General features: G+C 70.0%; 16 protein-coding genes. 12 read left to right on the forward strand and 4 right to left on the reverse strand.

Annotation, left to right across the window (positions count from 1 at the left end):
• Nucleotide 1: 1 nt before the first annotated feature.
• Genes RSO68_RS13505 through ppc form a run of 4 tightly spaced genes read left to right on the forward strand, consistent with a single transcriptional unit; the run spans nt 2 to nt 7,227 of the window.
• Nucleotides 2-1,438 carry a TRAM domain-containing protein gene (locus tag RSO68_RS13505; protein WP_315586942.1) on the forward strand — a complete coding sequence of 479 codons (1,437 nt, stop codon included), beginning with the start codon at nt 2-4 and terminating at the stop codon, nt 1,436-1,438.
• On the forward strand, nt 1,431-3,713 hold the full coding sequence (gene relA, locus RSO68_RS13510; protein ID WP_315586943.1) for a GTP diphosphokinase: 2,283 nt from the start codon (nt 1,431-1,433) through the stop codon (nt 3,711-3,713). The genes RSO68_RS13505 and relA overlap by 8 nt, the downstream gene beginning before the upstream one ends.
• Entirely contained in the window at nt 3,710-4,582 is an 873-nt protein-coding gene (mazG, locus tag RSO68_RS13515) for a nucleoside triphosphate pyrophosphohydrolase (RefSeq protein WP_315586944.1), read from the forward strand. The genes relA and mazG overlap by 4 nt, the downstream gene beginning before the upstream one ends.
• Nucleotides 4,579-7,227 carry a phosphoenolpyruvate carboxylase gene (gene ppc / locus RSO68_RS13520; protein ID WP_315586945.1) on the forward strand — a complete coding sequence of 883 codons (2,649 nt, stop codon included), beginning with the start codon at nt 4,579-4,581 and terminating at the stop codon, nt 7,225-7,227. Before mazG ends, ppc begins: the two co-directional genes overlap by 4 nt.
• Nucleotides 7,228-7,336: 109 nt before the next feature.
• Here the strand turns inward: ppc and RSO68_RS13525 are convergent, their stop codons facing one another.
• From RSO68_RS13525 to RSO68_RS13535, 3 genes are all read right to left on the reverse strand, one after another.
• Nucleotides 7,337-7,945: a hypothetical protein gene (locus RSO68_RS13525; protein WP_315586946.1), complete on the reverse strand. Its 609-nt coding sequence runs from the start codon at nt 7,943-7,945 to the stop codon at nt 7,337-7,339.
• Nucleotides 7,946-8,003: 58 nt separating this feature from the next.
• Nucleotides 8,004-8,939, reverse strand: coding sequence for a ketopantoate reductase family protein (locus RSO68_RS13530; protein WP_315586947.1), 936 nt, complete (start codon nt 8,937-8,939; stop codon nt 8,004-8,006).
• 104 nt (nt 8,940-9,043) lie between these two features.
• Complete coding sequence (locus tag RSO68_RS13535; RefSeq protein ID WP_315586948.1) at nt 9,044-10,981, reverse strand: DNA topoisomerase III; 1,938 nt, start codon at nt 10,979-10,981, stop codon at nt 9,044-9,046.
• Nucleotides 10,982-11,099: 118 nt separating this feature from the next.
• On the opposite strand from RSO68_RS13535, the gene RSO68_RS13540 reads away from it, so the two are divergent.
• Nucleotides 11,100-12,344 (forward strand): ABC1 kinase family protein, encoded by a 1,245-nt coding sequence (locus RSO68_RS13540; protein ID WP_315586949.1) that lies wholly within the window; start codon nt 11,100-11,102, stop codon nt 12,342-12,344.
• 64 nt (nt 12,345-12,408) lie between these two features.
• Nucleotides 12,409-14,235: an SEC-C domain-containing protein gene (locus tag RSO68_RS13545; RefSeq protein WP_315586950.1), complete on the forward strand. Its 1,827-nt coding sequence runs from the start codon at nt 12,409-12,411 to the stop codon at nt 14,233-14,235.
• 58 nt (nt 14,236-14,293) lie between these two features.
• Here the strand turns inward: RSO68_RS13545 and RSO68_RS13550 are convergent, their stop codons facing one another.
• Complete coding sequence (locus RSO68_RS13550; RefSeq protein ID WP_089846290.1) at nt 14,294-15,655, reverse strand: AmpG family muropeptide MFS transporter; 1,362 nt, start codon at nt 15,653-15,655, stop codon at nt 14,294-14,296.
• Nucleotides 15,656-15,864: 209 nt separating this feature from the next.
• On the opposite strand from RSO68_RS13550, the gene rfaH reads away from it, so the two are divergent.
• The 6 genes from rfaH (at nt 15,865) to ccoM (ending at nt 19,021) form a co-directional block, all read left to right on the forward strand.
• A complete protein-coding gene (gene rfaH / locus RSO68_RS13555; protein ID WP_089846293.1) occupies nt 15,865-16,407 on the forward strand; it encodes a transcription/translation regulatory transformer protein RfaH in 543 nt (180 codons plus the stop codon).
• A 44-nt stretch (nt 16,408-16,451) separates the two neighbouring features.
• Nucleotides 16,452-16,958, forward strand: coding sequence for an FKBP-type peptidyl-prolyl cis-trans isomerase (locus RSO68_RS13560; protein ID WP_089846296.1), 507 nt, complete (start codon nt 16,452-16,454; stop codon nt 16,956-16,958).
• Between the two features lie 129 nt (nt 16,959-17,087).
• The gene (locus RSO68_RS13565; RefSeq protein ID WP_089846298.1) at nt 17,088-17,405 is read left to right on the forward strand and encodes a hypothetical protein; all 318 of its coding nucleotides are present in this window, start codon (nt 17,088-17,090) and stop codon (nt 17,403-17,405) included.
• Nucleotides 17,402-18,061 carry a hypothetical protein gene (locus RSO68_RS13570; protein ID WP_315586951.1) on the forward strand — a complete coding sequence of 220 codons (660 nt, stop codon included), beginning with the start codon at nt 17,402-17,404 and terminating at the stop codon, nt 18,059-18,061. The genes RSO68_RS13565 and RSO68_RS13570 overlap by 4 nt, the downstream gene beginning before the upstream one ends.
• Nucleotides 17,997-18,737: a PqqD family protein gene (locus RSO68_RS13575; protein ID WP_315586952.1), complete on the forward strand. Its 741-nt coding sequence runs from the start codon at nt 17,997-17,999 to the stop codon at nt 18,735-18,737. Before RSO68_RS13570 ends, RSO68_RS13575 begins: the two co-directional genes overlap by 65 nt.
• 167 nt (nt 18,738-18,904) lie before the next feature.
• Complete coding sequence (gene ccoM, locus RSO68_RS13580) at nt 18,905-19,021, forward strand: cytochrome c oxidase subunit CcoM (RefSeq protein ID WP_281245157.1); 117 nt, start codon at nt 18,905-18,907, stop codon at nt 19,019-19,021.
• The last annotated feature ends 9 nt before the right edge of the window (nt 19,022-19,030 follow it).

Below are 19,030 nucleotides of genomic sequence, written 5' to 3' on the forward strand. Positions count from 1 at the left end.
TATGGCCATGCTGGGCAAGCGCCGACCGAAACGGGCCCCGTCGGGCGTCTCGGGGCTGCAGGGACGAAAGGCCGATGACCGCCACACGCCCGCCGCCTCTCAGGAGCCCGATCTGCTGGAGATCCAGGGCCTGGCCCACGACGGGCGGGGTGTGGCCCGCTCTCCAGAGGGCAAGACAGTGTTCGTCGACGGCGCGCTGCCGGGCGAGCGGGTAAGAGTCGCGGTGCATCTCACCCGCAAGCGCTTCGACGAGGCGCATGTCCGCGAGCTCGTGACTTCCTCGCCGGAGCGCGTCGCGCCGCCCTGTCCCCACTTCGGGCGTTGCGGCGGCTGCGACCTTCAGCACTTGGCCCTGCCGGCCCAGCGCCGCCACAAGCAAGCGGTCCTCACGGAGCTGCTGGGGCGCCAGGGCATCTCGCTTGAGGACGCCCCCGAGCTGCTGGCCGGGGCGGGAGAGGACTACCGCCGTCGCGCCCGCCTGGGCGTCAAGGTCGATGCCGATGGCCGGGTGCATCTCGGCTTTCGCGCGCGCCATACGCATCGCCTGATCGACATCGACTCCTGCCGCGTGCTGGTGCCGGCCCTGGAGGCCCTGCTGGCGCCCCTGCATCGGCAGCTTTCGGCGCTCGAGGCGCCGCGTCAGGTGGGGCACCTCGAATTGCTCGAGAGCGATCGCGGCGTGGTGCTGGTGGTACGCCAGCTGCGCGAGCATGCGGGCGACACCCGCCGCTGGCAGGACTTCGCCGCGGCCCAGGGGGTGAACCTCGCCCGCTGGCTAGGCCGCGAGGGCCCGGCCTTCGAGTGGCTGACGCCGGTGCCGGCGCTCGAGTGCCGAGTGCCGGGGCCATCCGGCGAGATCCCGCTTCGCGTCGCCCCCGGAGACTTTCTCCAGGCCAATGCCGAGGTCAATCGCCTGATGGTTGGCGCCGCGCTCGCCTGGCTATCGCCGCTCGTCGAGAAGGCTCGGATGCTCGATCTGTTCGCCGGCGTCGGCAACTTCAGCCTGCCGCTGGCCGCGGCCGGCGCCCGGGTCACCACGGCGGAGGGCAGCCCGGCGATGGTCGAGCGCCTGGCCGACAACGCGCACGCCAACGGCCTGGATATCGATGCCCACCAGGCCGACCTCAACGACCCGGCGGCGGTGCGCGAGCTGCTCGCGGTGACGCGACCCGAGCTGGTGGTGCTGGATCCGCCGCGCGAGGGCGCCGAGGCGGTGAGTCAGGCGCTGACGGCGTACCCGGTGCCCCATCTGCTGTATATCTCCTGCGATCCGGCGACCCTGTCGCGGGATGCGGCGCACCTCGTGCAGGGGGGATATCGGATCGTGCGTGCGGCGGTCGCCGACATGTTCGTGCACACCTCCCACCTGGAATCCATGCTGATGTTCGAGTTCACAGGGTCGACTCGCGACCCCCAAGGAGCGCCAAGCGATGGTTAAAGTGCGTGAGGATCAGCCGTTGACCCAGGATGGGGCGGTCGACATCGACCTGTGGCTGACGCGCCTGCAGGATGACGTGAAGCTGCGTGACGTCGCGGAGATGGATCAGGCCTGCCGGCTCGCCCAGCACCTGGAACAGACCTCCGGGCGCCCCCACAAGACCTGGCTACTGAACGGTTCGAGCTTTCGCATGGGGCTCGAGATGGCCGATATCCTCGGCGAGCTCAAGCTCGACCAGCCGGCCCTTGAGGCGGCGGTGCTCTATCGGGCGGTGCGCGAGCGGCTGATCGGCCTCGCGGAGGTCGAGAAGCGTTTCGGCAGCGAGGTGGCCGGGCTGATCGATGGCGTGCTGCAGATGGCCGCCATCAGCACCTTCCAGGCGCCCAGCCAGGGCCTGACCCAGCACGATCAGCAGGACAACCTGCGCAAGATGCTGGTCAACCTGATCGACGATGTGCGCGTCGCCCTGATCAAGATCGCCGAGCGCACCTGTGCGCTGCGCCAGGTGCGCGATGCCCCGCGCGAGAAGCGCCTGCAGGTGGCCCGCGAGGTGTTCGACATCTATGCGCCGCTGGCCCACCGGCTGGGTATCGGCCATCTCAAGTGGGAGCTCGAGGATCTCTCCTTTCGCTACCTGCACGAGGACGACTACAAGACCATCGCCCGGCAGCTGGCCGAGCGGCGCCAGGATCGCGACCGCTACATCAGCGAGGTGGTGGAAACCCTCAAGTCGCTGATGTCGGCCCAGGGCATCCGTCGCTATCAGGTCGACGGCCGCGCCAAGCACATTTATTCGATCTGGCGGAAGATGAAGCTCAAGCGCATCGACTTCTCCCAGGTCCACGATATCCGTGCGGTGCGCATACTGGTACCCGAGGTGAGCGACTGCTACACGGTGCTGGGTATCGTCCACTCGCGCTGGCACCACGTGCCCAACGAGTTCGACGACTACATCGCCAACCCCAAGAAGAACGGCTACCAGTCGCTGCACACCGCCGTGTTCGGTCCGGAGAGCAAGGTGCTGGAGATCCAGATCCGCACCTTCGCCATGCACGAGGAGGCCGAGCTCGGGGTCTGCGCGCACTGGCGCTACAAGGGGCACGATACCAGCGCCCGCAGCGCCAGCTACGAGGAGAAGATCGCCTGGCTGCGCCAGGTGCTCGAGTGGCACGAGGATGTCGGCGACTTCGGCGACCTGCGCGAGGGGCTGACCAGTGACGTGGCACCTGATCGCATCTACGTCTTCACCCCCGACGGCCACGTCATCGACCTGCCGCGGGTCGCTACGCCCATCGACTTCGCCTACCGGGTACACACCGAGGTGGGCCATCGCTGTCGCGGCGCCAAGGTCGACGGGCGCATCGTGCCGCTCACCTATCGACTCAAGACCGGCCAGCAGGTGGAGATCCTCACCGCCAGCAAGAGCGGGCCGAGCCGCGACTGGCTCAACCCCAACCTGGGCTACGTGCGCACCTCCCGGGCCCGGGCCAAGATCCAGGCCTGGTTCAAGCTGCAGGCGCGCGACCGCAACCTCGAGGAGGGCCGGGCGCTGTTCGAGCGCGAGATGAAGCGCCTCGACATCGAGGACATGGACCTCACCCGCCTGGCCAACAAGGTCAACTATCCGACTCCGGAGGACATGCATGCCGCCCTGGGGGCCGGCGACCTGCGCATCGGTCAGGTGCTGCACCAGGCCCAGCAGCTGTTCGGCGAGAGCGACGACCAGGAGCAGCTCGACCGCCTGCTGGCCAAGCCGCGAAAGGCCGCCGGCAAGGGCTCTGGCGGCGACATCACCGTGCTCGGCGTGGGTAACCTCAAGACCAGCATGGCCAACTGCTGCCATCCGGTGCCCGGCGAGGCCATCGTCGGCTTCATCACCCAGGGGCGCGGCGTCACCGTGCACCGCCAGGACTGCCCCAATATCCTGCAGTTGCGTCTCGATGAGCCGCAACGCATCATCGAGGTGGAGTGGGGGGAGCGCGCCCGCACCCAGTACCCCGTGGACATCGAGATCCAGGCCTGGGACCGCTCAGGGCTCTTGCGCGACGTCACCGGCGTGCTCAGCAACGACCGCCTCAACGTGCTCTCCGTCAACACCCTCACCGATACCGACGACGGCATCGCCCGCATGTCCATCACCGTCGAGGTCGATGGCCTGGAGACCCTGGGGCGGCTCTTCTCGCGTATTCAGCAGCTGCCCAACGTGATCGAGGTGCGCCGCCTGCGCGGCGGTGGCAAGAAGGGCAAGGGCAAGAGCAAGAGGAAGGCCACATGAGCGATACCCGCCACGATCTGAACCACCTGCTCGAGCTGATGGCCGTGCTGCGCGACCCCCAGCAGGGATGCCCCTGGGACGTCCAGCAGGACTGGGACTCCATCGTCCCCCATACCCTCGAGGAGGCCTACGAGGTTGCCGATGCCATCCAGCGTCGCGCCTTTGACGAGCTGCCCGGCGAACTCGGCGACCTGCTCTTCCAGGTGGTCTACTACAGCCAGTTCGCGGCCGAGGAGGGGCGCTTCGACTTCCACGACGTGGTCGACACCCTGACCGCCAAGATGCTGCACCGTCATCCCCACGTCTTCCCCGACGGCACCCTCGCCTCGCGTCGCGAGGGCATGAGCGCCGCCGAGGTCCAGACCCGGCAGGTGCACTCGCGTTGGGAGTCGCTGAAGGCCGAGGAGCGCGCCGAGCGAGCACATGACGCTGAGGCCCACTCGGTGCTCGATGACGTGCCGCGCACTTTGCCGGCACTCGCGCGCGCCGCCAAGCTCTCCAAGCGGGCGGCTCGGGTCGGCTTCGACTGGCCCGATGCACGCGGCGTGCTGGCGAAGATCCGCGAGGAGCTCGACGAAGTCGAGGAGGCGCTGGCCGAAGGGGATCGCCAGCATGCCGCCGAGGAGGTGGGGGACCTGCTGTTCGCCGTCACCAACCTGGCGCGCACCCTCAAGGCCGATCCCGAGCAGTGCCTGCGCCACACCAATGCCAAGTTCGAGCGGCGCTTTCGCCACCTGGAGGCGGCCCTGGCCGCCGAGGACGTGCCGCTGCCCGAGGCGGGCCTCGCGGCCATGGAGCGCCACTGGCAGGCGGCCAAGCGACACGACGTCCCCCTCAAGGAATCGCCGCAAGGAGAGAGTCAGCCATGAGCCATGACCTGCATGAATCACTGCGTGACAACGTTCGTATCCTGGGCGATAGCCTCGGGCGCACCATCGCCGATGATCTCGGGCCGGGCTTCGTCGATCGCATCGAGACCATCCGCGGCTTCGCCAAGGGCGGGCGTCAGGGCGAGGACGGCAGCCAGCGCGAGCTAATCGAATACCTGCGCCAGCTGCCCGACCGCGACCTGCTGCCGGTCACCCGCGCCTTCAACCAGTTCCTCAACCTGGCCAACATCGCCGAGCAGCACTACCGGGCGCGCTTTCGCCGGGTCGAGGACTACCGGCCCGGCACCCAGCCGGTGCTCTCCGAGCTGCTCGAGCGTGCCCGGGGCGCCGGCCACTCGCCGCGCAAGCTGGTCGAGAGCCTCGCCGGCATGCGCGTCGAGCTGGTCCTCACCGCCCACCCCACCGAGGTCATCCGGCGGACCCTGATTCAGAAGTACGACGCCATCGACGACTGCCTGACCGCCATCGAATCCTCCGGCGACTATCCGGAGCGCGGCGTGCGCGCCCAGGGGCGCCTGGAGGAGCTGATCAGCCAGGCCTGGCACACCGACGAGATCCGTCACGAGCGGCCGACCCCGGTGGACGAGGCCAAGTGGGGCTTCGCGGTGATCGAGAACTCGCTGTGGCAGGCGGTGCCCGATTTCCATCGCGACCTCGACAACCTGCTGCTGGAGACCGCCGGCGAGCGCCTGCCGCTGGACGCCGCGCCGATCCGCTACGCCTCCTGGATGGGCGGCGACCGCGACGGCAATCCCAACGTCACCGCCAAGGTGACCCGGGAGGTGCTGCTGCTGGGCCGCTGGATGGCCGCCGATCTCTACTTGCGCGACCTGGAGCAGCTCAAGGCCGAGCTCTCCATGTGGAAGGCCAACAGCGCGCTGCGCGCCGAGGTGGGCGAGGTGGCCGAGCCCTACCGCGAGCTGCTCAAGCGTCTGGTGACCCGCGTCGAGGCGACGCGGGACTGGGCCAAGGCGCAGCTCGATGGGCGCAGCGTCGACGAGGCCCCGATCATCGAGACCCGCGATCAGCTCTACGCGCCGCTGCTGGCCTGCTACCGGTCGCTGTGTGACGTCGGCCTGGACACCATCGCCAACGGCGCGCTGCTCGATACCCTGCGCCGCGTCGCCGTGTTCGGCGTGACCCTGACCAAGCTCGACCTGCGCCAGGAGGCCAGCCGCCACGCCCAGGTGATGGAGGAGCTCACCGACGGCCTGGGCCTTGGCCACTATCGTGACTGGGACGAGGCGAAGCGCCAGGAATTCCTGCTCGCCGAGCTGTCCTCCCGGCGCCCGCTGATCCCGCGGCGCTGGGAGTGCTCGGCGGAGTCCCGCGAGGTCATCGACACTTTCCGCGTGATCGCCTCCGAGCATCGCGAGGCGCTCGGCACCTACATCATCTCCATGGCCGGGGAGCCCTCCGACGTGCTGGCCGTAGCGCTGCTGATGAAGGAGGTGGGCGGCGCCGTGAGCCTGCCCATCGCGCCGCTGTTCGAGACCCTCGATGACCTCGATCATGCCGGCGAGGTGATCGACCACCTGCTGGCGCTGCCGGGCTACCGCGAGCTCGCCGGCGATAGCCAGGAGGTGATGATCGGCTACTCGGACTCTGCCAAGGATGCCGGCCAGTTGGCCGCCGCCTGGGCGCAGTACCGCGCCCAGGAGACGCTGGTGGAGGTGTGCGATCGCCACGGCGTCGACCTGACGCTGTTCCACGGTCGCGGCGGCACCGTGGGGCGCGGCGGCGGCCCGGCCCATGCGGCCATCCTCTCCCAGCCACCGGGTTCGGTGAACGGCAGCCTGCGGGTGACCGAGCAGGGCGAGATGATCCGCTTCAAGTTTGGCCAGCCCGAGATCGCCCTGCGCTCCATGGAGATCTATGCCTGCGCGGTGCTCGAGGCGAGCCTGCTGCCGCCGCCGTCGCCGCGCGCGGAGTGGCGCGAGGAGATGGATCGCCTGGCCAAGGTGGCCCACGGCGCCTACGTGAGCGTGGTCCGTGAGGATCCCGATTTCGTGCCCTACTTCCGCTCGGTGACCCCGGAGGGAGCGCTGGGTCGCCTGCCGCTCGGCTCGCGGCCGACCAAGCGTCGCCAGGACGGCGGGGTGGAGACCCTGCGCGCCATCCCCTGGATCTTCGCCTGGACCCAGACCCGCCTGATGCTGCCGGCGTGGCTCGGCAGCGGCGAGGCCTTCAGCGAGCGCCTCGAGACGCCGGGCGGCCTCGAGCTGCTGCGCGAGATGCGCCAGGAGTGGCCCTTCTTCGGCACCTATCTCGACATGCTGGAGATGCTGCTGGCCAAGGCCGACGTGGACATCGCCGCCTACTACGAGCATCGCCTGGTCGACGAGCCGGCCCTCAAGGCGCTGGGGGAGCGGCTGCGGACGCGCTTCGGTCGCCTTCAGGACGCGGTGCTGCAGGTACTCGACCAGCAGGAGCTGCTGGAGGGCACGCCGCTGATTCGCCAGGCCATCGATGTGCGTAATCCCTACATCGATCCGTTACACGGCCTCCAGGCCGAGCTGCTGCAGCGTAACCGCGATGCCGACGGCGCCATCAGCGCGGACCTGTCGCGGGCCCTGATGGTGACCATGGCGGGTATCGCGGCGGGGCTTCGCAATACCGGCTGAGCCCTTTCCGCCAGCCAGATCCTGTCAGGCACACGATCTCGCCCCGACCATCACTGGTCGGGGCGAGATCGTTTCAGTGTGGGAATCAGAGGTTCTTGGACTCAGAATCTCAGAAGGGAAGGTGAATCGAGGCGGTCATCAGGTTGAGGTGCTCCATGGCCGGGGCATCGATCTGTTCGAATTCGAGGCGGCTGACCACCTGGCGAAACTGCAGGCGTGCCCCGAAGCCCTGGGTCCGCGCCGTGCCGCGACGTTGCGCGGCGCGATCGTCGGAGCCGATGGGGTCGCCCTGCCACTCCGCGAGACCCGCCTTGGCATAGAGGCCGAGGGCGCCGACGCGCACACCGGCCAGCAGGCTGCCGCCGAGGCTGGTGGTTTCGTGAAGCCGCGAACCGTCTTCTCCGGTGATCGGCACGTTATCGCTGCGCTGATAGCTGACCTCGGCGCCCAGATCGAGGCGCGGCAGGTTCTTTGGGGTGAAGCCGGCGGTGAGGCGAAAGCCGGAAGTGGCGCCATCGGGGCTAGCGACGTCGTCGCCCTGGACGAGCATGCCGTTATCGAGCAGCACCAGGGGTTGGGCGATGCCGCCGTAGGCGGGCATGTCGGCCTCGATCTCCGTGTCGGCGTCGAGTTCAAGCTCGAGGTCGGCCTGGCAGGGCAGGGCAATGACCGCCAGCAGGGCGGTCAGGGCGATGAGAAAGCGCGAATTCGGGTGCATGATCTCCGACCTTGAGTCGGCAGTGGGGATGCCGGCCCGGAATTATCACCCTCTCAATCTAGCAACCGCCTCCAGGTTGCGCCAATGCGTCGGCGCGCGCCCGCAGGGCGGTCAGATGATCGGCCAGGTCGGGCGCCGCCAGGCCGTGTTGCTCGGCCGCAGAGAGCAGCGGCGCGAGGATCGCCTCGTGTTCGGTGAGGCGCCCGGCCTGGACGTCCTGCAGCATGGAGGCGCGGTTGGCGGCCGTCGCCTCGATGACCTGCCACACCAGGCGTCGCCAGCCCGCGATCCCCTCGCCATCGGGCGGTGCGATGCCCTCGGCGGCGAGGATCGGCGCGAGCTCGGCGAGCAGGGCCTCGACCCGGGTGCGGAAGGCGGCGTCGCGAAGCTCGCCGTTGCGGATGCCGAACCGGGCCACCAGCGGATTGATCGCCGCGTTGACGGCGAGCTTGCGCCACAGGCGCAGCCGGATGTCGTCGACCGCCTCGGCGGGAAGGCCCGCCGAGGCGAGCGTCTCAGCCAGGCGCGCGGCGAGCTCGCCGTGGCGACCATCGAGACTGCCAAGGAAGGTGTGGCCGTGCCCGGCATGGGTCACCCGGGCATCGTCCTGGACGTGCGCTCCCTCGGTGGTGCTGGCACACAGCGCCGGCCCCGCGTGGCGCTCGCTGAGCCGCGGCTGGCAGGCGAAGCCGTTCTGCCACAGCACCAGCGGTACCCCCTCGGGCAGGTGGCCGGCCAAGGCGGCGTGGGCCGCCTCGGCGCCGTGCGCCTTGGTGGTGAGGTGCATCACATCGGGGGGCGGCGATGGCAGGGCCTCGATGTGGGCCACGTCGACGCGGCGCACGAGCGCCGCGTGCTCCGGGGTGATCAGCGTCTGCTCGGCGGGCAGCGTGCGGCGGGCGATCAGCGTCACCTCGGCCGTGCCGGCCAGCCGCAGGGCGATCAGTCGGCCCAGCGCGCCGGGGCCGACGATCCAGTGTCGCGTCAGGGTCATGGCACTTCTCCTCGAATTCGTGGCCGCGGCATCGTGGGCGGCAAGTGTCCGCGGCAAGCGTTCGCAGCACGCTTTTACAGCACACTAGGCGGCGGCGCGGTGCGTCATGTCTTCCGGGGGCGTTTGGCCGCGGCACCGCTGCGGCGGCGGGGGGCGCCGCGTTTCTTGCCGCTCTTGGCACTCTTGGCGCCAGGCTTGGGCGTCGGCGCCTGTTCGCCCTGGGCGCCGGCGAGCGCGGTGCGTATCCGGCCGGCGTCCGCGGCGCCGAGCAGGCCGCGCAGGTCCTCGATCAGCGCCGCCAGGAAGGGGGCCGGATCGTCGCCCTGCTCGGCGATGGCGCTCAGCCGCTGCTCCCACAGGGCGGTGCGCTCGGGACGCCCGGCCGCGTCGGGCAGTGAGGCGATCAGCGCGCTACCCAGCCGGCTGGCGCGCAGCGCCTTGGCCTGGCGCACCAGGTAGCCGCGCTCCACCAGGGTCTCGAGGATGCCGGCACGCGTCGCCTCGGTGCCCAGGCCGTCGTGTTCGCGCAGGGTGCGGCGCACCGCCGGGTCGTCGACGTAGCGGGCGATATTCATCATCGCCTTGATCAGGCTGGCGTCGGTGAAGGGCTCGGGGGCGCGAGTCTCGCGATCCTCCACGCCGGCCTCCGCCACCCGGCAGGCCTCGCCCTCGGTGAGCGGCGGCAAGGGCGGCGCCTCCTCGCGAGTGGTGAACAGCGGCTTCCAGCCGGGGTCGAGGATCTCCTGTCCCTTGGCGCGGAAGGGCTCCTCTAGGATCAGGAAGTCCGCCTTGACCTCGCGCACGGCCAGCGGCGGGTAGAACTGGGCCAGCACGTTGCGGGCGATCAGCCGGAAGACGTCGGCCTCGGCCTTCTCGAGACGCGCGAGGTCGGCGGGCTTGCCGGTGGGCGCTAGGGCGTGGTGCGCGCCGACTTGTTTGTCGTTCCAGGCCTTGGAGCGACGCGAGAAATCCGCGCCGGCGAGCCAGCCACGCAGGGTGTCATCGGCGCGACAGGCGCCCTCGAGCGTGGCCCGGGCGGCGGCGAAGTGCTCCTCGGGCAGGTAGCGACAGTCCGAGCGCGGGTAGGTGATCAGCTGATGGCGCTCGTAGAGGCGCTGGCAGACGTCCAGGGTCGCCTTGGCCGAGAGCCCGTGGCGCCGCGCCGCGTCCACCTGCAGCGCCGAGAGCGAGTAGGGCAGGGGCGCGGCCTGGCGCTTGTCGCGGCTCTCCAGCTGGGTCAGCCGGCCCTGGGCGCCGGGCAGGCGCTCGGCCAGGGAGGCGGCGGGTTCCCGCGCCAGCAATCGCCCCTGATCGTCCAGGGGATGGGCTTCGCCGGGCTGCCACCAGGCCCTCAGCCGCCCCTGCGCGACGGCGAGATCGGCCCACAGCACGAAGAAGGGCGTGGGCCGGAAGTCGCGGATCTCGGCGTCGCGGCGCACGACGAGCCCCAGCACCGGCGTCTGCACCCGGCCCACCGAGAGCACCCCGTCGTGGCCGGCCTGTCGCCCGCTGACCGTCCAGGCGCGGGTCAGGTTGATGCCGTAGAGCCAGTCGGCCCGGGCTCGAGACTGGGCCGCCCGATAGAGAGGCGTGTAGCGGGCATTGTCCTCGAGCCGCCCCAGCGCCCGCTTGACCGCCGGACGGTTGAGGTCGCTGACCAGCAGGCGCGAGACCGGGCCCTTCCAGCCCAGGTGCTCGATCACCTCCTGTACCAGCAGCTGCCCCTCGCGGTCCGGGTCGCCGGCGTGAACCACCTCGCGGGCGTCCTTGAGCAGCTTGCGGATCACCGCCAGCTGGCCGCGCGCCTTGGGTCGGGGCATCAGCTTCCAGCGGCTCGGCAGGATCGGCAGGGCGTCGAGGCGCCACTGCTTGAGGGCGGGGTCGTAGGCGTCCGGCGGCGCCTGCTCCAGCAGATGCCCCAGACACCAGGTGACCGTGGTGTCGCCGACCACGACGGCCCCGTCGTGGCGGCGTGGGCTGCCGGGCAGCGCGTCGGCGATGGCCCGGCCCAGGCTCGGTTTTTCGGCGATGATCAGGCGCATGACGGCTCGTCGGCGGAAATGACATGGACATTCTTCCAGTATTCTCGGCGCCTCGCCAGGTGTAAGCTGATCGCTAGGTGTACAATGGTTGTACAAATTCTCGAGAGGAGATAAGGCGATGCGCGAACGTGGCCGTACTCGACGCCTGCTGGGCCTCGGCGCCCGCACCGGCGGGGCGCTGATCCGCACCCGGTTGGGCGGACAGGCCGACTGGCGGGCCCTGGGCGAGGCGCTCTTCGAGGGGCTCTCGGAGCTCAAGGGGCCGGCCATGAAGCTGGCTCAGATCATGTCCCAGTGGGACGACCTCCTGCCGCCGGACCTCGCCGAGGAACTCGCCCGCCTCCAGCGTCAGGCCGAACCGATGCCCTGGGAGGGTGTCCGGCGCACCCTGGTCGAGCAGTACGGCGATCTCGATGCGACGTTTCGCGAGATCGAGCACCGCCCCTTCGCCAGCGCCTCCATGGGGCAGGTGCATCGTGCCGTGACTCACGACGGCGAGACCCTGGTGCTCAAGGTGCAGTATCCCGGTCTCGCCGAGGTGCTGGAGAGCGATCTGGCCCAGGTGCGGCGCCTGATGCGTCTGGGGCGCTGGTTCAAGGTGCCCCAGGCGCGCCTCGATGCGCTGTTCGAGGAGCTGGCGGTGAGCCTGCGCGGCGAGCTCGACTATCATGCCGAGGCCGAGGCGCTGGCCCGCTATCGCGAGCGCTACGCCCATCTCGAGCGTCTGGTGATCCCCGAGCCGCTGCCCGAGTTCTCCGGCCCCCGGGTGCTGGCCATGCGCTACGTGGCCGGCACCCCGCTGCGTGATCTCGAGCAGGCCGATCATGAGCGGCGCCAGCAGGTGGCGACGACGCTTGCCGACTGGCTGACCGAGGAGCTCTTCACCCATGGCGAGCTGCACGCCGACCCCCACGCCGGCAATTTCGCCGCGGACGAGGCGGGGCGCCTGGTGATCTACGATCTGGGCGCGGTGATCCCGGTGCCGGAGGCACGCCTCACGGCGATGATGCATCTGCTCGAGGCGACCCTCGAGGGCGATGCCATGGCCATGGACGCCGCGCTGCTCGAACTCGGTGGCCGCCAGGGGCAGGGTGCCCCGCTGTCGCTCTACCGCGAGTCGGCCGAGGCGGTGTCCCCGCTCTTCCAGCCAGGCGAGCAGGATTTCGGCGACGTGCGGGTGCATCGCCGGCTGCGCGATCTCTCCCCGAAGGTGTGGGCGGCCATGGACCGCCTGCAGCCGCCGGCGGATACCCTGCTGCTGTCACGCACCCTCAACGGCCACTACTGGAACCTGGTGCGCCTCGGCGCGCGTCTCGACATGCACGCCCGTACCCGCGCGCTGCTGCCGAGCGCGACGGTTTGAGCCACCTGCCCAGCCCGGCGGCAGGCTGGTAGACTGTGCCATTTTGTGGATTGCGGAGAGTGTGATGCTGGCAGTATGGGTGGAACAGCTGCTGGGCTTTGCCTCGGGGGCACTGGGCGCCATTCGCGAGGATGAGCGCTATCCGACGCTGATGGCCTGGGCCCGCAAGGAGGGACCGGCGCTGGTCGGCGGCGATCAAGCCCTGGCCCAGGCGCTGGCCCCTGAGCTGTGGTCACAGACGCCGCTGGCACGGCTCGATTTCGCCGCCGAGCCGCTGGCCCGGCCGGGGCGCAACGAGCCCTGCTGGTGCGACTCCGGGCGCAAGACCAAGCACTGCTGCGGGGCGGTCAGCCTGCCCGGGCACGTACCGACCCACCTGATGTGGATGCTCTCGCTGCGCGACTGGAAGGGCGATACCTTGAAGGCGGCGCTGGCCAGCGGCCAGGCGCCGGCCCAGGCGCTGCTGGAGGCCGGGCTGATCGCCGCCGAGTCGGGCCAGCGCGGGCGCGCCCAGCAGATTCTCGAGTCGCTGTTCGAGCGCGCCGACTGGCTGACGCTGCCGGAACAGGCCGAGCCCGCCTTCGAGATCCTCATCGATCTCTATCAGGAGCGCGGTTTCAATCGCAAGCGCGAGGCGCTGCTCGATGCGGTGCTCGATCGCGGGCCGCTGTTCCTGCGCGGCGTGGCCCTGGAGCGCCTCTGCCTGATGCACCTGGACAACGACGACCTGGACAGCGCCCGGGCGGCCTTCGTGCGCGCCCAGCAGGCGCTGCCCGACTCGCCGACGCTGGCCTACATCGAGGCCATGCTACTGCTCCACGAGGGGCACGAGCAGGAGGCCGCGGAGCGCTCGCGTTTCTGGTTCCGGCGCCTGGCTCGCCAGGGCGACCTGGAGCCCGATCAGCTGCAGTTCCTGGCCGATCTCGCCGAGAACCCCGGTGCGACCCTGGCCGACCAGCTGCTCAGCGCCGAGGAGGATCTGGCCGAGCCGCTGGTGGCCCTGCAAGCGCTGCTCGCCGAGCTGCCCGTCGCCCCGCGCCTGGAGATCCGCCGCGACGCCGAGGGTGGCCTCGAGTACCACTCCACCGCCCGCGAGGACACCCTGTTCGCTGCCTGGCAGAAGGTCTTCCAGTCCCAGGTCGAGAGCGATGCGCCCATGGGCTTCGACGAGGATCCCTGGTCCCGTGCCGGCGAGTGGCTCCCCGCCCTCTGCTCTCATCCCGAGTGGCTGGATTCGCCGGCCGTGCTTCAGGCCCTGGCGCTGGCGCTGGCCAGCCGCTTCGGCAGCCTGCCGTGGATGGCGCCGAGCCTGTTCGAGCCGTTGGCGACCCGGCTCGAGCGCTGGCTCGAACAGGTCCGGGCCGAGGGCGAGGGCGGCTTCGTGTGGGACAGCGCCGATAACGCCGTGCTGCTGCGCTCGGGCCTGGCCCTGGTGGTCGGCATGGAGCGTGGCGCCCGCGCCCGCTCACGGGAGTTGGCCGAGCGCCTGCTGACCCTGGACGCCCAGGACAGCCTGGGACTGCGCGAGCTGGTGCTCGACCAGCTATTGAGAGAGGGGCGCGATCGCGCGGCCCTGGAGCTGAGTGTGCGCGAACTCGAGGGCGAGGACGACGAGGCGCCGCCGCTGGGCCTGCTGATGGGACGCGTGCTGGCGCTCTATCGCCTGGAGCGCCGGGACGAGGCCGACGCGGCGCTGGCCGAGGTGCGCCGCCACAATACCCATGCGGTCCCGATGCTGTGTGCCGAGAACCCGCGCCCGGTCGGCGGCGGTGATGGGGTCGCCGCGCCCGGTTCCCGGGCCGAGGCCTGGCAGTATCGAACCCTGATGCGCGACCAGTGGCGCACCACCCCGGGCGCGCTGGACTGGCTGCAGGGCCGACTGGGCGAGTGACCCGCCGGCCGCGCGCCGGCGTGGAGTGCAGGCTTGGATGCCGGCGAGCGAGCCGCGCTCAGGCCGCCCGCGGCGAGGCCATCAACGTCCGGTCTCGGCTGATCCAGATCGCCAGCAGCACAGCGGGCAGGCCGAGGACGGATGACACCATGAAGAAGGTGGCGTAGCCCTCTGCGTTGACCAGCAGGCCGCCGAAGCCGCTCAGGAACTTGCCGGGCAGGGTCATCAGCGACGAGAAGAGCGCGTACTGGGTCGCCGTATAGGCCCGCGAGGTGAGGCTCGACAGGAAGGCGATGAAGACGGCGCTCGCCAGGCCGTTGGCCAGGTTGTCGCCGACGATGGCCATGACCAGCATCGCCACGTTCTGTCCCGCCAGCGACAAGGCCACGAACAGCAGGTTGGTCAACGCCGCCGCCGCCGCGCCCAGCACCAGGATCGGCCCGATGCCGTAGCGGGCCACCAGCAGCCCGCCGAGAATCCCCCCGCCGATGCTCATGGCGATCCCGAAGACGTTGGTGACGTTGGCGATGGTCGAAAGCGAAAACCCCAGGTCGATGTAGAGCGGGTTGGCCATCGAGGCCATGGCCAGGTCGCTGATCCGAAACACCGCCACGAACGCCAGCAGCCAGATCGCGCGCCGGCGATGGCGGGTGAAGAAGTCGGTGAAGGGGCAGACGATGGCGCCGATCACCCAGGCGACCAGGCGGCGCAGCGGCTTGGGCCGCCCGCGAGAGGCGCGCAGGAAGGCGCGCACCCGCGGCTCGTGGATCAGCTGGGTGCCGAGCGAGGTCCGTTGGGGCTCCGGGCGCAGCAGCACCGTGACCGCCCCGACGCCGACCAGTGCCGCCATGCAGAGGTAGGCGGCCTCCCAGGAGATCAGCGAAGCCACGTAGAGGGCGCCGGCGCCGGCGGCCAGCAGTCCGCCGCGATAGCCGATGATGTAGGTCGAGGCCATGGCGGCCTGGACGTCGTCCGGGGCCGATTCGATGCGAAAGGCGTCGATGGCGATGTCCTGGGTCGCGCTGCCGAAGGCCACCAGCAGCGCGAAGGCGGCGACCAGCGGCAGGTGATCGACCGGGTCGACGCCGGAGAGCCCCACCAGGCCCGCGGCGATCATCGCCTGGGCCAGCAGCATCCAGCCGCGACGCTGACCGAAGTTGCGGGTCAGCAGCGGCAGGGCGAGCCGGTCCACCACCGGGGCCCAGAAGAACTTGATCGAATAGAGCATGCCGATCCAGGCGAAGAAGCCGATGGCCGCCACCTCGACGCCGGTACTGCGCAGCCAGGCCGAGAGCGTGGAGAAGACCAGCAGGAAGGGCAGGCCGGCGGAGAAACCCAGGAACAGCATGGTGATGACCGGCGCGCGCAGATAGATCACCAGGGCGTCATGCCAGCTGCGGCGAGCGGTGGGGGGCGACATGTCGGGGAGGACTCCTTGCGCCGGGGCGTGCGTTGTAACTCGAGGGCGGTCACGCAGGTCCCCGCCATCGATGATAAAATTGCCATCAGTCGCCGGACCAGCGGCCGTTCGGCCCATGTCGCCCGCGGGCCGATGCCCGGGTCTGACATGCGGTGGGATTGTTGCAGAGCACCGGCAGTGATGCCAGCAGGAAGCCGATCAGGAGCCATATGAGCGATTCAGAGATTCGTCACGAAAAGGCCGATGATGCCGTCCCCCGCTGGTACGTGATTCAGTGCAAGGGCGGGGAATCCTTCCGCGCCGCCGAGCACCTGACCAACCAGGGGTACGAGATATTCCATCCCGTGCTGCAGGTCCAGAAGAAGCGCCGCGGCAAGCTCGAGTGGGTCAGCGAACCGCTCTTTCCCTACTACCTGTTCATCCGGCTCGATCGCCTGGCCAGTAACTGGCGACCCATTCGCTCCACCCGCGGGGTGCTGAAGATCGTCACCTTCGGCCTCGCGCAGCCGGTGCCGGTCGGCGACTCGCTGATCACGACCCTGCTCGAACATGGCAGCGACGAGCAGGATGCGACCGCCAACGTCTACTTCCGCGCCGGCGACGCGGTGGAGATCACCGAGGGGCCCTTCAAGGACCTGCAGGCGGTGTTCGCAAGCCACAAGGGCGAGGAGCGCGCTATCGTGCTGCTCAACCTGCTGCACCAGCAGCAGCGCCTCGAGATGCCCGTCGGCCAGCTGCGCCGCCGCGACTAGCCGTCAGCCTCGTCGCCTATTCCTTCATTGCTCAAGGAGACCCCATGACCATCGCCCCGCAACGCGTCGTGACCCTGCATTACGTGCTCAGCGACCGGGACGGCAACGTCCTCGACGATTCCCGGGCTCGGTCGCAGCCGCTCGAGTACCTGCACGGCCACGGCAACATCATGGCCGGCCTGGAGCGTGATCTGGAGGGCCAGTCCGTCGGTGCCGAGCTCTCCGTCACCCTGATGCCGGCCGAGGCCTACGGGCTGCGCGACGAAGCGCTGGTGCGCGAGGTCGGGCGGCACGCCTTTCCCGCCCCCGACCTCGCCCCGGGCATGCGCTTCCAGACCCCCGGCGATGACGGCCCCGAGATCGTTACCATTCTCGAGGTGCGCGACGACGGCGTGATGATCGACACCAACCATCCCCTGGCGGGACACAGCCTGCGCTATCGTCTGGAGGTGCTCGAGGTCCGCGAGGCCACCCGCGCGGAGCTCGCCAAGGGCCATCCGCTGCCGCCCGGCACCGAGCCCGGCGAAGTGGAAGACAAGAAGATGGTCTGAGCGTCGTCGCCGGGCGACAGCGCCGGCGGCAATTTGCAGCGACTGGGGAAACGCGCGTGGGGCAGGCCGCGTCGCGGTCGACTCGCGGTAGGCTGGGCGCCTCGTTCAGCCACCCAGGGAAGCCCATCGATGAGCGACCACTCTGCCCCTTGCCCCCGCCGACGCAAGCTGCTGGCCACCCTCGGCCTGTTCGGCGTTGCCGCCTACGCGGCCCCGACCCTCTCCACCCTGGGGCAGGCCCAGGCCGGCGACTGGGACGACGGGCGCTGGCGGATCGTCTATGAAACCCACCCGGAGACCCGGGAGCGTCGCTACGTGGACGACTACCGAGAACATCGCCGTCACCGCCATCACAAGCATCACCGACGTCACCGGCACTCGAAGCACAGTCATAGCCATAGCCATAGCTTCAGCTATCCCAGCCACAGCTACCCCAGCCGCTGGTGAGCGCGCCGCATGCCAACGCTCGGAGCCTCGAGATCCTCAAGCCAGCAGGGCTCGAGGTGGCCCTGCGACTCGAGCAGGCGCCCGAGCTTGCCAAGGCGCTGCTCGGGGCGATGCCCGGCTGGCCGCTCGAAGCCGTGCAGGCCGCCCGCTCTTTGTGCCCTGCACCCTCGGAAGAGGCGCTCACCGCCTGGCGGGAAGCCAACGGCTATGCCCAGGCGGTGCCGGGGCGCGCGCATCCCCGTCGGCTCTCCGGCCCCGCCACCGCGGCGGCCAGCCTGATCGCCGACCTGATCGACCGGCTGCTCGAGTCGAGGCCCCACCAGAGCGGCCTGCACTGCGCCGCCGTGGAGATCGGCGGTCGGCTGGTGCTCTTTCCCGCCACCCATCGGTCGGGCAAGAGCCTGCTCAGCGCCGCCTTCGCCGCCGCCGGCTATCGCGTCTTCGCCGACGACGTACTGATGCTTAGCGACGATGAGGGGGACAAGGGAGGCGACAAGGACGGGAGCAGGGGCCAAGGCCGCGCGCCGGGAGAATCAATGGGAAAGCCAATGGGCGAGGCGCTGGGCATCGCCCCCCCGACTGCGCCTGCCCTTGCCGTCGCACCTCCCTGCCGACCTGGCGGCGTTCATCACCGCCCACGACGGCGTCTCGGATGAGCGTTATCACTATCTGGCCCTGAGCGACGACCGCCTCGCCGGCCACGGCGAGCGGCTTCCCATCGGCGCCATCGTGATGCTTGACCGCGTCCCCGGGACGCCGGCCCCGAGCCTGACGCGCCTCTCCCCCGGCGATGGCCTGCTGCGGCTGCTGGGCCAGAGCCTCGCCGGTGACGCGCACGATCCCGGGCGACTGGTCGAGCGGCTGCTGCCGATGATGCGGGGCCTGCCGTGCCGGTTGCTCTGCTACGACGACCCCAAAGCGGCCGTCGAGCGGGTGGTGGCGGGACTGGCCGATGCTGAACAGGGTGAGGCGGGGCTGATCGACTCGCCCCTGGATGAGGCCGGCCGGTGCCCGCCCGCTGGGGCCACAGAGCGCGCATCGGCCATCGGCGTCCCGGGCGCGGCCTGGCGTCGCCGGCCGGTCGAGGCGGAGTACCCGCTGGGCGAGGAGCACTTCCTGGTCGATCCCCGGGGCGGAGTGCATCGCTTGAGCGCCGTGGCCGCCGGCATCTGGCGCCTGCTGGAGCTCGACGCCCTGAGCCTGTCTGAGGTGGTGGCGCTGCTGGCCGAGCGCTTCCCCACGGTCGAGTCCGCACGGCTTGCCCGGGACGTGGCGCGGCTCTTCGACGACCTGGCGGCGGCCGAGCTGATTGCGCCCGATGTCGAGCGCTGAGCGCGGCGTTTCACCGTCGATTTTGCTGTCGGTGCCCCCGAATCTGATCTGCGTCAATTCCCGCCGGCCCCTACTCCGGGGCCGGCGGAAAACTTGATGCAGGTCAGTTTGCGTCCCGTGATGCCGCGCTAAAGTGCATTCAACACATCGAGACGGGAGGACACACCATGTACTTGGATGACGCCGTAATTTTCGGACTTGTTACCGTCGCGATGATGATCGCTTTCATGGGGGGCTGGATCGCGTTCATCGTTCGCGATCACCATCGCAAGAACAAGCACTGATCCAGCCGC

This window comes from Halomonas saccharevitans, assembly GCF_032333995.1.
In the GTDB taxonomy this organism is placed as follows: domain Bacteria; phylum Pseudomonadota; class Gammaproteobacteria; order Pseudomonadales; family Halomonadaceae; genus Halomonas; species Halomonas saccharevitans.

Bases quoted from the DNA above. Each gene is read 5' to 3' on its own strand.
- RSO68_RS13525 (WP_315586946.1), bottom strand. From the start codon at position 7,945: ATGCACCCGAATTCGCGCTTTCTCATCGCCCTGACCGCCCTGCTGGCG.
- RSO68_RS13550 (WP_089846290.1), bottom strand. From the start codon at position 15,655: ATGTCGCCCCCCACCGCTCGCCGCAGCTGGCATGACGCCCTGGTGATC.
- RSO68_RS13505 (WP_315586942.1), top strand. From the start codon at position 2: ATGGCCATGCTGGGCAAGCGCCGACCGAAACGGGCCCCGTCGGGCGTC.
- ppc (WP_315586945.1), top strand. From the start codon at position 4,579: ATGAGCCATGACCTGCATGAATCACTGCGTGACAACGTTCGTATCCTG.
- RSO68_RS13560 (WP_089846296.1), top strand. From the start codon at position 16,452: ATGACCATCGCCCCGCAACGCGTCGTGACCCTGCATTACGTGCTCAGC.
- RSO68_RS13530 (WP_315586947.1), bottom strand. From the start codon at position 8,939: ATGACCCTGACGCGACACTGGATCGTCGGCCCCGGCGCGCTGGGCCGA.
- relA (WP_315586943.1), top strand. From the start codon at position 1,431: ATGGTTAAAGTGCGTGAGGATCAGCCGTTGACCCAGGATGGGGCGGTC.
- RSO68_RS13565 (WP_089846298.1), top strand. From the start codon at position 17,088: ATGAGCGACCACTCTGCCCCTTGCCCCCGCCGACGCAAGCTGCTGGCC.
- RSO68_RS13540 (WP_315586949.1), top strand. From the start codon at position 11,100: ATGCGCGAACGTGGCCGTACTCGACGCCTGCTGGGCCTCGGCGCCCGC.
- mazG (WP_315586944.1), top strand. From the start codon at position 3,710: ATGAGCGATACCCGCCACGATCTGAACCACCTGCTCGAGCTGATGGCC.
- ccoM (WP_281245157.1), top strand. From the start codon at position 18,905: ATGTACTTGGATGACGCCGTAATTTTCGGACTTGTTACCGTCGCGATG.
- rfaH (WP_089846293.1), top strand. From the start codon at position 15,865: ATGAGCGATTCAGAGATTCGTCACGAAAAGGCCGATGATGCCGTCCCC.
- RSO68_RS13545 (WP_315586950.1), top strand. From the start codon at position 12,409: ATGCTGGCAGTATGGGTGGAACAGCTGCTGGGCTTTGCCTCGGGGGCA.
- RSO68_RS13535 (WP_315586948.1), bottom strand. From the start codon at position 10,981: ATGCGCCTGATCATCGCCGAAAAACCGAGCCTGGGCCGGGCCATCGCC.